This window comes from Catenulispora sp. MAP12-49 (genome assembly GCF_041262705.1).
Taxonomy (GTDB): Bacteria; Actinomycetota; Actinomycetes; order Streptomycetales; family Catenulisporaceae; genus Catenulispora.
Genome location: NZ_JBGCCP010000003.1, coordinates 427,509 through 439,531 on the forward strand (window position 1 = coordinate 427,509; position 12,023 = coordinate 439,531).

Sequence of the window (12,023 nt, forward strand, 5' to 3'; positions counted from 1 at the left end):
TTCAGCCAACAACGCGGTCCAAGACCCACAGGGTTCGGGTTGCAACTGGGTAACGGATGGGTTCCGCGCTGTTACGGAACCTTGACAGTGCCCGTTCGGCCGAGTGTGATGTGCGGCACCTGTTCGTTCGTGTTCGATCCTGGTGGCATTCTCATTCGGCAGGGAGACCCTCATATGACTTCCCCTCGGATTCCCCAAAACTTCGAACGGCCTCTCGCGCGTCGAGGGCTGCTCAAGGGGATGGGCGCGGCTGCGGCATTCGCGACGGTGCCGGGCGCTCTGGCCGCCTGTTCCTCAAGTAAGAGCTCGGGTTCCTCGAGCAGCAACGCGGGCTCGGCCACCGCTCCGGTGACGTTCGGATCCAACTACTCCGACGCCAGCCCGAAGGCGGCGTTCGCGGCGCTGTGCGCGGCCGCCACTGCGGCCGGCGGCCCGAAGGTGACCGTCAACACGGTCGACCACAACACGTTCCAGAACAACATCACCAGCTACCTGCAGGGCACCCCGGACGACCTGTTCACCTGGTTCGCCGGCTACCGCATGCAGTACTTCGCGGCGCAGGGCCTGGCGCTGCCCATCGACGATGTCTGGGCGAAGATCGGCGGCAACTTCAGCGCCTCGGTGAAGACGCTGTCCACCGGCCTGGACGGCCACCAGTACTTCGTGCCGATCTACAACTACCCGTGGGTGGTCTTCTACAACAAGAGCCACTTCGCCTCGAAGGGCTACACCGTCCCGACCACCTGGGACGACTTCATCACGCTGTGCAAGAAGATGAAGTCCGACGGCATCATCCCGCTGGCCTTCGCCGACAAGGACGGCTGGCCCGCGCTGGGGACCTTCGACATCCTCAACATGCGCATCAACGGGTACGACTACCACCAGAAGCTGATGAAGCACCAGGTGCCGTGGACCGACGCCGGCGTCACCGCGGTGTTCGACAAGTGGGCCGAGCTGATGCCGTACATGCAGACCGGCGCCAACGGCCGCATCTGGCAGGACGCGGCCAAGACGCTGGAGCAGAAGCAGGCCGGCATGATGTTCCAGGGCACCAACCAGGTCGCGGCGCAGTACGTCACGGACAACGCGAACCTGGACGACCTGGACTTCTTCCCGTACCCGGCGATCAACCCGACGTACGGCCAGGACTACATGGACGCCCCGACCGACGGCTTCATGATCAGCAAGAAGGCCAAGAACCCGGCCGGCGCCAAGGCGATCCTGGAGTACATAGGCACGGCCGCCGCCGAGTCGACGTTCCTGAAGACCGACCAGTGGGACGTCGGCGTCGCCACCGGTCTGCAGGCGCCGTCCTACGACGCGATCCAGAAGAGCTCGGTCACGGCGATCTCCAACTGCAAGGCCGTGGCCCAGTTCATGGACCGCGACGCCGACCCGGCGATGGCCACCGCGATGATCTCGATCATCCAGAAGTTCATCGACGACCCGAGCACCGGCAACATCACCAGCCTTCAGAACAGCGCTGAGCAGCAGGCGAAGGCGATCTACACGTCATGACCGACCAAGAACTGAGCCCGGCGGCGGCCGCGGCGCCTCGCGCGCCGCGCCGCCGCCGGGTGGGCCGGCTCAGCGGCCGGGACAAGGCCGTGGTGGCCGTCCTGCTGGGCCTGCCCATCCTCCTCGACCTCGCGTTCATCTGGGGTCCTGCGCTGGCCACCGTGGGGCTGTCGTTCACCAAGTGGAACGGCGTGGGCGGCCTGTCCACGAAGATCTGCCAGCCGAACGTCCCCTCGATCCTGAACAACGGATGCCTGTACGGCGTCCAGAACTACCACCAGGCCGCCACCATCTACCCCGAGTTCTGGCCGGCGGTGCGGCACAACCTGATCTGGCTGGCGGTGTTCGTGTTCTTCGCGACCCCGCTCGGCATGTTCTTCGCCGTGCTCATCGACCGCGGCATCAAGGGCAGCCGGATGTACCAGAGCATCCTGTTCCTGCCGGTGATGCTCTCGCTGGCGCTGGTCGGCATCATCTGGGAGTTCATGTACTCCCAGAACTACGGCCTGATCAACACCGTCATCGGGCACAACCACAACGGCAACGCCATCGACTGGCTGGGCAATCCGAAGCTGAACCTGTGGTCGGTGCTCATCGAGGCCAGCTGGCGCCAGGCCGGCTACGTGATGGTGCTCTACCTGGCCGGCCTGAAGGCCGTGGACCCGCAGCTGCGCGAGGCGGCGCTGATGGACGGCACCAACGCCTGGCAGACCTTCTGGAAAGTGGTCTTCCCGGTGATGCGGCCCATCAACATCGTCGTCATGGTGGTGACCGTCATCGAGTCGCTGCGAGCCTTCGACCTGGTCTACATCACCAACAAGGGCATCAACGGCCTGGAGCTGCTGTCCGTCCTGGTCACCTCCAACATCGTCGGGGAGACCCAGCGCGTCGGCTTCGGCTCGGCGCTCGGCGTGATCCTTCTGGTCATCTCGCTGGTGCCGATCTGCGCGTTCCTGTACCTCACGTTCCGCCGCGAGACCCAACCCAAGGGTGCCCGATGACTGCACAGACCATCCACCGGACGACGCCGCGTGCCTCGGCCGGCGGCGGCCGCAGGAAGCCGCTGCGCTGGGGGCAGCTCGCCTCGCAGGTGTTCCTGATAAGCGCGTGTGTGCTGTGGCTGCTGCCGATCGCCTTCGCGCTGTATGTGGCACTCCGCCCTTATTCGGAGACCCAGAAGTACGGCTACGTGTCGATGCCGCACCACCTGACGCTGAAGAACTTCAGCGACGCGTGGAGCCAGTCGGACATGCTCCACTACTTCTGGAACTCGGTGCTGATCACCGTACCCTCGGTGATCATCGTCCTGGCGCTGGCCGCCGGCCTGGCCTTCGTCCTCACCCGGGTGAACGTCAAGATCAACGTGGCCCTGCTGATCCTGTTCACCGCCGGGAACCTGCTGCCGCAGCAGGTCATCATCACCCCGCTGTACCGGCTCTTCCTGCAGATCCACATACCGACCTTCCTGGGAAGCAGCGGGCTGCTGTACAACTCGATCCTCGGCCTGATCGTCATCAACGTCTCGTTCCAGCTGGGCTTCTGCACCTTTGTGCTGAGCAACTACATGAAGTCGATCCCGGATGAGATGTACGAGGCCGCGCTGGTCGACGGAGCGGGTCTGTGGACCCGGTTCAGGAAGCTGACGCTCCCGCTGTGCCGGCCCGCGCTGGCGGCCCTGGCGACGCTGCTGACGACCTGGATCTACAACGACTTCTTCTGGGCCATCACCTTGATGTCCTCGGGCGACAAGCGGCCCGTCACCTCCGCGCTGGCCAACCTGCAGGGCCAGTTCGTGAGCAACCAGAACCTGATCGCCGCGGCCGCGATGATCGTGGCGATTCCGACCCTGGTCGTGTACGTGCTGTTGCAGAAGCAGTTCATCGCCGGGCTGTCGCTGGGGAGCAGCAAGGGCTGAGTTCGCCGGTCGGGGTGCGCCGCCTCGGCCATTGATGGAGACCGACATCGCGACACACCCGCGGCGGGCGGGCGACACGAGGGGCGGAACGGCGGATGCTGGCAGCGCAGCGGCAGGCGTGGATCCTCCAGGAGGTCCGACAACACGGAGCCGTGCGGGTCACGGAACTGGTCGCGGCGTTGAACGTGTCGGACATGACGGTGCGCCGGGACCTGGACTCGCTGGCCGACCAGGGCCTGGTCACCAAGGTGCACGGCGGCGCCACGGCGCGCGGCGGCGGCTCCACCGACGAGCCGGCGTTCAGCGTGAAGGCCGCGCGGCAGCGGCGGGCCAAGGAGGCCATCGCGCGGGCCGCCGCGGATCTGGTGCGCCCCGGGACGGCGATCGGGGTGTCGGCCGGGTCCACCACCTACGCCTTCGCTCAGCAGCTGGCCCGGGTGCCGGACCTGACGGTGGTGACGAACTCGCCGCCGGTCGCCGAACTGCTGCACGCGCTGCCCGGCCCGCCGCAGACGGTGATCCTCACCGGCGGCATGCGCACGATCTCCGACGCGCTGGTCGGCCCGGTCGCGATCGACGCGATCCGCCGGCTGCACCTGGACTGCGTGTTCATCGGGGTGCACGGCATCGACGCCGAGGCCGGGTTCACCAGCCCGAACCTGATGGAGGCCGAGACCAACCGGATGCTGGTCTCCACGGCCCAGCGCCTGGTGGTGATGGCCGACCACACGAAGTGGGGCGTGGTGGGGCTCTCGGAGATCGCCGCGCTGCACGAAGCCTCGGTGCTGGTCAGCGACGACGGGCTGGGCTCGGCGGCGCGGCAGATGCTGCGCGAACAGGTGGGGGAGTTGATCGTCGTTCCCGTTGAAGGGACGGGGGCGAATGAGGAGGAAGAGTAGGGAGGCACCATGCGTCATCGGGCCCCGCGCAGTCGACAGTTGCGCGCCGCCTTCGCAGCGTTCGCCCTCGTGGTCGGGACGTTGTTCGGCGTAGCGGTATCGGCACCTGCACAAGCACTCGGCAACGGTCTGGCTCTGACCCCGCCGATGGGATGGAACGACTGGAACTCCTTCGGGTGCAACGTCTCGGAGAGCCTGGTCGAGCAGACGGCGGACCTCATCGTCTCGTCCGGGATGAAGAACGCCGGCTACCAGTATGTGAACATCGACGACTGTTGGATGTCCTCGAGCCGGGACGCCAACGGGAACCTGGTTCCCGACCCGGCCAAGTTCCCGGACGGGATCTCGGGGACCGCCGCCTACGTCCACAGCAAGGGCCTCAAGCTCGGGATCTACGAGAGCGCGGGCACCGCGACCTGCGCCGGGTACCCCGGCAGCCTGAACCACGAGCAGGCCGACGCGAACTCGTTCGCGTCCTGGGGCGTGGACTACCTGAAGTACGACAACTGCAACAACCAGGGGATCTCGGCCCAGACCCGCTACACGGCGATGCGCGACGCGCTGGCCAAGACCGGCCGGCAGATCGTGTTCAGCCTGTGCAACTGGGGCCAGGAGTCGGTGTGGACGTGGGGCGCCGGCGTCGGCAACCTGTGGCGCACCACCGGCGACATCAACGCCAGCTTCAGCAGCATGCTGTCCAACTTCCACAACACGGTCGGGTTGGCCTCCTACGCCGGTCCCGGCGGCTGGAACGACCCGGACATGCTCGAAGTGGGCAACGGGATGTCGTTCACCGAGGACCGCTCGGAGATGTCGCTGTGGGCCGAGATGGCCGCGCCGCTGATCTCCGGGACCGACCTGCGCAGCGCGACCCCGGCGACCCTGTCGCTGTACACGAATAAGGACGTCGTCGCCGTCGACCAGGATTCCCTGGGCAAGGCCGGGAAGGAGATCGCCTCCTCCGGCGGGGACGACGTGATGGCCAAGCCGCTGTCCAACGGCGACGTGGCGGTGGTGCTGTTCAACGAGAACTCCTCGGCGCAGACCATCTCGACCTCCGCCTCGGCGATCGGGATCGCGTCGTCGTCCTCGTACAAGCTCGACAACCTGTGGTCGAAGGTGATCACGTCGACGTCGGGTTCGATCAGCGCCACGGTGCCCGCGCACGGATCGGTGATGTACCGGGTGTCCACGGGCAGCGGGAGCAGTGTCGGGAGTGCGCACCGGTTCGTCGGCGCGTCGTCGGGCCGCTGCCTGGACGTGCCGAACGGGAGCACGACGACCGGCACCCAGCTGGACATCTGGGACTGCAACACCGGCTCGAACCAGTCCTTCACCCCGACCTCGGGCAAGGCGCTCCAGGTCTACAACGGCAGCCTGTGCCTGGACGCGAGCGGTCAGGGGACGACAGCCGGGACCAAGGTCATCATCTGGACCTGCAACGGCCAGACGAACCAACAGTGGAACCTGAACCCCGACGGGTCGATCACCGGCGTGCAGTCCGGGCTGTGCCTGGACGTGACCGGCGGCAACGTGCCGGCCGGGAACGTCAACGGCACCCTGCTCGAACTGTGGGGCTGCAACGGAGGCGCGAACCAGCAGTGGAGCCTGGGGTAGCGCGCTGCGCGTAGGCGCCGGACCGTCCTGACCTTGATCGCCGGGCCCACCCGGTTGCGAGCGGCACCGAGGCATTCGATCATCGCCTCATGATGCCGACCTCGGAACTGGTGGACCCGGCGGTGCGCACTTTTGTGGACGCGCTGAACGCCAACGACCCGGTGGCCGTGCGCGCCGCCATGACTGAGAACGCGACGATGACCGACGACGGCACGCCCCGGCTGCTGTGGGACTGGCTCCAGCGCGAGGCCTTCGACACGCGCGGCCGGATGGACGTGACCCAGCAGTCGGCGGACGGCCGCAACCTGATCGCCGACTTCACCAACGAGCAGTGGGGCACCATGACCACGCGCTGGCACTTCGAGGTCGCCGGCGACCGGATCGCGCACTTCGACACCGGGCAGGCAGGCGAGCCCCCTTATGACCCGGCGTCATGGCTGGGGCAGCCATGACGCGTTGCGGGTATGTGGCGGCGGACTACATGGGAAGCGCGGGGCACCGTCTCTAGCGTGACCGGGTATGACGCCTTCTATGGACGCTGCTGCCGCTTCTGTCGCCTCCCTGGATCTGTCCGGCCGCACCGCGCTGGTCACCGGCGCCGCCGGCGGCATCGGGCTGGCCTGCGCCGAACGGCTGGCCGCGGCCGGGGCCAAAGTGGTCGTGGCCGACATCAGCGCCGACGGTGCGCACGCCGCCGCCGAGAGGGTCGGCGGCGAGGCGCTGGTCGCCGACCTGAGCGACCTGGACCAGGCCTCGGCCCTGCCGCACCGGATCGGCGGCGTGGACGTGCTGGTCAACAACGCCGGCCTGCAGCATGTGGCCCCGCTTCACGAGTTCCCGGTCGAACGCTTCTCGCTGATCCTGCGGCTGATGGTCGAGGCGCCGTTCCGCCTGATCCGCGAATCGCTGCCGCACATGTACGAGCGCGGCTGGGGCCGGATCGTGAACATCTCCTCGGCGCACGGGCTGCGGGCCTCGGAGTTCAAGGCCGCCTACGTGACCGCCAAGCACGGTCTGGAAGGGCTGTCGAAGGTCGCGGCGCTGGAAGGCGCGCCGTACGGGGTCACCTCGAACTGTGTGAACCCGGCTTACGTGCGCACGCCGCTGGTCGAGAACCAGATCGCCGACCAGGCCGCCGCGCACGGCATCCCGGAGGAGGAGGTGGTGGCCAAGGTGATGCTGGAGCGCTCGGCCGTCAAGCGCCTGATCGAGCCCGCCGAGGTGGCCGAGCTGGTGGCCTACCTGTGCTCGCCGGCTGCGGCCTCGGTCTCCGGCGCCTCGTTGGCCATGGACGGTGGATGGACAGCGCGGTGAGGTGCGCGTGATGCTGGGCGCCATGTCCGCGCTCGCCACCGCTTCGGTGTTCCTCGACCTGCTGGCCCGCGATGCCGCCGCCATCGAGTACGACGGCCCGGTGGTCGCCGCCCGCGTGGCCGGCGCGGGCGCCGAGGAGCTGGCCGAGCTGGAGGCGGCCAAACGGGTGGCGCTGGAGGTGCGCGCGACCCTGGCCCGCTCACGCCGCCGCGAGGCCGAGCTGGTCGCGCTCTTCGAGACCGCCGGCGACCTGGCCGCCCTGCGCGACCTCGACGCGGTCCTGAAGGCGATCGTGACCCGCGCGCACACGCTGATCGGCGCGGACGTCACCTACCTGACCCTGGACGACCCCGAACGCGGCGACACGTACATGCGGGTGACCCACGGCTCGGTGTCGGCCCGCTTCCAGTCCCTGCGCCTGCCGATGGGCGCGGGCCTGGGCGGCCTGGTCGCCCAGACCGCGAAGCCGTACGTCACCCCGGACTACCCGGGCGACGCCCGCTTCCGGCACACGAACGAGATCGACGAGGGCGTCGGCGAGGAGGGGCTGATCGCCATCCTCGGAGTCCCGCTGGTGCTGGGCAGCCGGGTGATCGGCGTGCTGTTCGCCGCGAACCGCACCGCCCGGCCCTTCGCCCGCCACGAGATCACGCTGCTCGGCTCCCTGGCCGCGCACGCCGCGGTCGCCATCGACAACGCGCGCCTGCTGCAGGCCACCCGCGACGCCCTGGGCGAGCTGCGATCGGCGAACGAGCTGGTGCGCGCGCACAGCGAGGCGGTCGAACGGGCCGCGGCGGTCCACGACAAGCTGGCGGACCTGGTGCTGCGCGGCGGCGACGTGGAGGGGATCGCGGCGGCGGTCGCCGAGGCGCTCGGCGGCGGGCTGGTGGTGCTCGACGCCGACGGGGTGGTGACGGCGGTCGCCGGGGAGGTCGGCGCACTCGACGGCACCGGGATCGGCGAGCGCGCCGGATCGGGTGCCGCGGTCGGCATCCAGGGCGCGAACCGCGCCGCTGAAGCCGAAGTCGCGATCGATGTCATCTCCCGGGTCGTGAGATCCGGGCTGGCGATCGCTGCTGGGCAGGGCCATGGCGCGGGGTTCGGCGGCGCGGCCGATCTGGTCGCCCTCTCCGCCGCCACCGGCCGGGCCGTCCGCTCCGGCGACCTGGTCGTCGCCGCTGTCGCGGCTGCCGCCGAGCCGCTCGGTGCGCTCGTCTTGTCCGCCCCCGAGTCGTTCAGCGATGTCGACCAGCGCATTCTGGAGCGCGCGGCGCTCGTCGTCGCCCTCCATCTGCTGATGCGCAGATCCGAAGCCGAAGCCGCCGAGCGGCTGGGCGGCGATCTGCTCGACGACCTCCTCGCCGTCCCCGTCCGCCACACCTCCACCCTCGCCGAGCGCGCCCGCCGCGTCGGCGTCGACCTCGACCGTCCGCACACCGTCGTGGCCGCCGACGCCGCCCCGGCCGACCGGCCCCGCGCGCACTTCGCCGCCGGCCGCCTGGCGAAAGCCGAAGGCGGTCTCGCAGGCTCCCACGAGGGCCGCATCGTCCTGCTGCTTCCCGGTGACGACCCCGCTCCTGCCGCGCAGCGCGTGCTGGCTGCGCTGCGCGGCGGTCTGGCTCATCCCGTCACCGTCGGTGCCGGCGGCCCCAAGTCCGAGGTGGCTGCTTATGCCGACGCTCACGCCGAAGCCGTCCGCTGCCTCAGCGCCCTGCATGCCCTCGGACGTGTCGGCTGCGCTGCCGCGTCCTCCGACCTCGGCTTCCTGGCGCTGGTCTTGGGCGGCGGCGATCCCGGCGCCGTGGTGCGCAGGGCCCTCGGGCCGCTCGTCGACTACGACGCCAAGCGCGGCACCGACCTGCTCGGCACCGTCGAGCAGTACTTCGCGTGCGGGCGCAGCCTCGGGCGTACCGGCGAGGCGCTGCACATCCACGTCAACACCGTGACCCAGCGTCTGGACCGCACCGCGCGGCTGCTGGGCGCCGACTGGCAGGAGCCCGGCCGCAGCCTGGAGATCCAGCTGGCGCTCCAGATCCGGCGCGTCATGGGGCTCTGAGGCACAACCCTGCTTGATCTTGTGGCGGGCGAAGACATATCAAACGGAGCAGTCCGTCCATACCGTCCATCCTCATGGACAAGACAGCCCCGACCCCGTCCCAAGCGGTGGCCGACATCCCCTCGGCGGCCACGCTCGCCGTGGGCGGCTTCGGCCTCTGCGGCATCCCCAGCACCCTGATAGCGGCCCTGCTCGACCAGGGCGCGACCGGGCTCTCCGTCGTCTCCAACAATTGCGGCGTGGACGACTGGGGCCTCGGCCTGTTGCTCAGCGCCGGCCGCATCGCCAAGATGACCAGCTCTTATGTCGGCGAGAACAAGGAGTTCGCGCGCCAGTACCTGGCCGGCGAGCTGGAGGTCGAACTCCTGCCGCAGGGCACGCTCGCCGAGAGCCTGCGCGCCGGCGGCCTGGGCATCCCGGCGTACTACACCCCGGCCGGCGTCGGCACGAGCGTCGCCGCGGGCAAGGAGACGCGCGTCTTCGACGGCCGCGAGTACCTGCTGGAACCCGCCATCACCGCGGACTTCGCGCTGGTCCGCGCCATCAAGGGGGACCGCCACGGAAACCTCGTCTTCCACGCCTCGGCCCGCAACTTCAACCCGGTGGTGGCCATGGCCGGCCGGGTGACGCTCGCGGAGGTCGAGGAGCTCGTCGAGCCCGGGGAGCTCGGCCCCGACGAGATCCACCTGCCCGGCGTCTTCGTGCAGCGCGTGGTCCAGGTCCCGCCGGACCATCGGGACAAGCGCATCGAGAAGCGGACCACCACCCCGAACGGAGCCTCCTGACATGCCCCTCACCCGCGACGAGATGGCCGCCCGCGCGGCGCGCGAGCTCCGCGACGGCTCCTACGTCAACCTCGGCATCGGCCTGCCGACGCTGATCCCCGGCCACCTCCCGCCCGGTGTCGAAGTGGTCCTGCAGTCCGAGAACGGCATCCTGGGCCTCGGGCCCTACCCGGCTCCGGACGCCGTCGACCCCGACCTCATCAACGCCGGCAAGGAGACCGTCACGGTCCGGCCCGGGGCCAGCTTCTTCGACTCGGCCACCTCCTTCGGCATGATCCGCGGCGGCCACATCGACACCGCCGTGCTCGGCGCGATGCAGGTCTCGGCCGGCGGGGACCTGGCGAACTGGACCGTCCCGGGCAAGCTGGTCAAGGGCATGGGCGGCGCGATGGACCTGGTACACGGCGCGCGGCGGGTGCTGGTGGTGATGGAGCACACTGCGAAGGACGGCTCCCCGAAGCTGCTCCAGGAGTGCACGCTTCCCCTGACCGGCAGGGGTGTCGTCGACCGCGTCATCACCGACCTGGCGGTCCTCGACGTGACGCCCGAGGGCTTCCGGCTGGTCGAGCTGGCGCCGGGTGTCGGCGTCGAGGAGGTGATGGCCAACACCGCGGCGCCCCTCGATGTGGCGGTGGCCCACATTTCGGGGCCCGTAACGCGCACTTAACGTTCCGGCCATGCATTCCACCAGCATCCTGCCGGGACTCAGAATTTTGCACAGATACAGCGCCGCCGCCATAGCCGCCGCGGCCATCGCGGCCCTGGCCGCGTGCGGGAGCCCGAGCAAGGCGGCCGGCGGGTCGTCGGGCGGCGGCTCCTCCTCCGGGGCCTCCGGCGCGCCGATCAAGGTCGGCCTCGTCTACTCCGAGACCGGCGCCCTCGCCGACTACGGCAAGGACTACTACCAGGGCTTCCTGGCCGGCCTCGACTACGCCACGCACGGCACCGACGCCGTGAACGGCCACAAGATCGAGGTGGTCCAGCGCGACGACGCGGGGGACCCGACCAAGGCGGTCAGCGCCGCCAAGGACCTGATCGGCCAGGGCTACCACATCCTGGCCGGGTCCACCGCCTCCGGCGTCGCGCTCCAGGTGGCGCCGCTGGCCGCGCAGAACAAGGTGCTGTTCATCTCCGGCCCGGCCGCGACCGACGAGGTCACCGGCCTGAACAAGTACACGTTCCGGTCGGGCCGCGAGACGTATCAGGACATCGCCACCGCCGCGTCCTTCGTCGGCGACCTGACGAACAAGCACGTCACCGTCCTGGCCCAGGACAGCGCCTTCGGCCAGGCGAACGTCGCGGCGGTGAAGGCGGTGCTCGGCGCCAAGGGCGCCAAGGTGGACTCGGTGCTCGCCCCGCCGAGCGCCACCGACCTGACGCCGTTCGCCACCCAGGCCAAGAACGCCAAGCCGGACCTGCTGTTCGTGGCCTGGGCCGGCACCACGGCCCAGGCGCTGTGGACCGCGCTGTCGCAGCAGGGCGTCCTGGACTCCACGACCACCGTCACCGGCCTGGACGTGCGAGCCTCCTACCCGGTGTTCGCCTCGACCGGCGGCAAGGTGTCCTTCCTGGCGCACTACGTCCCCGACGGCACCAGCAACGACGCGGCCAAGGCGATGGACGCCTACCTGGCGGCGCACGGCGAGCAGCCGGACCTGTTCAGCCCCGACGGCTTCACCGCCGCGCAGATGGTGGTGCACGCCGCGGAGAACGGCGACAGCGACGTCGACGCCATGGTGAAGAACCTGGAGGGCTGGAGCTTCGACGGCATCAAGGGCGCCTACACGATCCGCGCCTCGGACCACGCGCTGCTGCAGCCGATGTTCCAGGCCAAGCTGGACGGCACCACCCCGACCGTGGTGAAGACCCTGGACCCGAACGAGGTCGCGCCGCCGGCCAAGAGCTTCCCGGCGAGCTGA

Annotated in this window: 11 protein-coding genes; all 11 read left to right on the forward strand. The window is 69.5% G+C overall.

Annotated elements, in window-relative coordinates; translation table 11 throughout:
* Positions 1-240 precede the first annotated feature (240 nt).
* The 11 genes from ABIA35_RS09115 (at position 241) to ABIA35_RS09165 (ending at position 12,023) form a co-directional block, all read left to right on the forward strand.
* Positions 241-1,518 (forward strand): ABC transporter substrate-binding protein, encoded by a 1,278-nt coding sequence (locus ABIA35_RS09115; RefSeq protein WP_370337901.1) that lies wholly within the window; start codon positions 241-243, stop codon positions 1,516-1,518.
* Positions 1,515-2,519, forward strand: coding sequence for a carbohydrate ABC transporter permease (locus ABIA35_RS09120; protein ID WP_370337903.1), 1,005 nt, complete (start codon positions 1,515-1,517; stop codon positions 2,517-2,519). Before ABIA35_RS09115 ends, ABIA35_RS09120 begins: the two co-directional genes overlap by 4 nt.
* Positions 2,516-3,433: a carbohydrate ABC transporter permease gene (locus tag ABIA35_RS09125; RefSeq protein ID WP_370337905.1), complete on the forward strand. Its 918-nt coding sequence runs from the start codon at positions 2,516-2,518 to the stop codon at positions 3,431-3,433. The genes ABIA35_RS09120 and ABIA35_RS09125 overlap by 4 nt, the downstream gene beginning before the upstream one ends.
* A gap of 95 nt (positions 3,434-3,528) precedes the next feature.
* Positions 3,529-4,332, forward strand: coding sequence for a DeoR/GlpR family DNA-binding transcription regulator (locus tag ABIA35_RS09130; protein ID WP_370337907.1), 804 nt, complete (start codon positions 3,529-3,531; stop codon positions 4,330-4,332).
* Between the two features lie 9 nt (positions 4,333-4,341).
* The gene (locus ABIA35_RS09135; protein WP_370357571.1) at positions 4,342-5,949 is read left to right on the forward strand and encodes an RICIN domain-containing protein; all 1,608 of its coding nucleotides are present in this window, start codon (positions 4,342-4,344) and stop codon (positions 5,947-5,949) included.
* 89 nt (positions 5,950-6,038) lie between these two features.
* Positions 6,039-6,401, forward strand: a complete 363-nt coding sequence (locus ABIA35_RS09140; RefSeq protein WP_370357572.1) for a nuclear transport factor 2 family protein — start codon at positions 6,039-6,041, stop codon at positions 6,399-6,401.
* Positions 6,402-6,480: 79 nt separating this feature from the next.
* Positions 6,481-7,263 carry a 3-hydroxybutyrate dehydrogenase gene (locus ABIA35_RS09145; RefSeq protein WP_370337913.1) on the forward strand — a complete coding sequence of 261 codons (783 nt, stop codon included), beginning with the start codon at positions 6,481-6,483 and terminating at the stop codon, positions 7,261-7,263.
* A 22-nt stretch (positions 7,264-7,285) separates the two neighbouring features.
* Positions 7,286-9,319 (forward strand): helix-turn-helix domain-containing protein, encoded by a 2,034-nt coding sequence (locus ABIA35_RS09150; RefSeq protein ID WP_370357574.1) that lies wholly within the window; start codon positions 7,286-7,288, stop codon positions 9,317-9,319.
* A gap of 74 nt (positions 9,320-9,393) precedes the next feature.
* A complete protein-coding gene (locus tag ABIA35_RS09155; protein WP_370357575.1) occupies positions 9,394-10,104 on the forward strand; it encodes a CoA transferase subunit A in 711 nt (236 codons plus the stop codon).
* 1 nt (position 10,105) lies between these two features.
* The gene (locus ABIA35_RS09160; RefSeq protein ID WP_370357576.1) at positions 10,106-10,771 is read left to right on the forward strand and encodes a CoA transferase subunit B; all 666 of its coding nucleotides are present in this window, start codon (positions 10,106-10,108) and stop codon (positions 10,769-10,771) included.
* 10 nt (positions 10,772-10,781) lie between these two features.
* Positions 10,782-12,023 (forward strand): substrate-binding domain-containing protein, encoded by a 1,242-nt coding sequence (locus tag ABIA35_RS09165; protein ID WP_370357577.1) that lies wholly within the window; start codon positions 10,782-10,784, stop codon positions 12,021-12,023.

Coding starts and splice junctions, on each gene's coding strand:
- ABIA35_RS09140 (WP_370357572.1), top strand. CDS start 6,039: ATGATGCCGACCTCGGAACTGGTGGACCCGGCGGTGCGCACTTTTGTG.
- ABIA35_RS09160 (WP_370357576.1), top strand. CDS start 10,106: ATGCCCCTCACCCGCGACGAGATGGCCGCCCGCGCGGCGCGCGAGCTC.
- ABIA35_RS09115 (WP_370337901.1), top strand. CDS start 241: ATGGGCGCGGCTGCGGCATTCGCGACGGTGCCGGGCGCTCTGGCCGCC.
- ABIA35_RS09120 (WP_370337903.1), top strand. CDS start 1,515: ATGACCGACCAAGAACTGAGCCCGGCGGCGGCCGCGGCGCCTCGCGCG.
- ABIA35_RS09155 (WP_370357575.1), top strand. CDS start 9,394: ATGGACAAGACAGCCCCGACCCCGTCCCAAGCGGTGGCCGACATCCCC.
- ABIA35_RS09165 (WP_370357577.1), top strand. CDS start 10,782: ATGCATTCCACCAGCATCCTGCCGGGACTCAGAATTTTGCACAGATAC.
- ABIA35_RS09125 (WP_370337905.1), top strand. CDS start 2,516: ATGACTGCACAGACCATCCACCGGACGACGCCGCGTGCCTCGGCCGGC.
- ABIA35_RS09130 (WP_370337907.1), top strand. CDS start 3,529: ATGCTGGCAGCGCAGCGGCAGGCGTGGATCCTCCAGGAGGTCCGACAA.
- ABIA35_RS09135 (WP_370357571.1), top strand. CDS start 4,342: ATGCGTCATCGGGCCCCGCGCAGTCGACAGTTGCGCGCCGCCTTCGCA.
- ABIA35_RS09145 (WP_370337913.1), top strand. CDS start 6,481: ATGGACGCTGCTGCCGCTTCTGTCGCCTCCCTGGATCTGTCCGGCCGC.
- ABIA35_RS09150 (WP_370357574.1), top strand. CDS start 7,286: ATGTCCGCGCTCGCCACCGCTTCGGTGTTCCTCGACCTGCTGGCCCGC.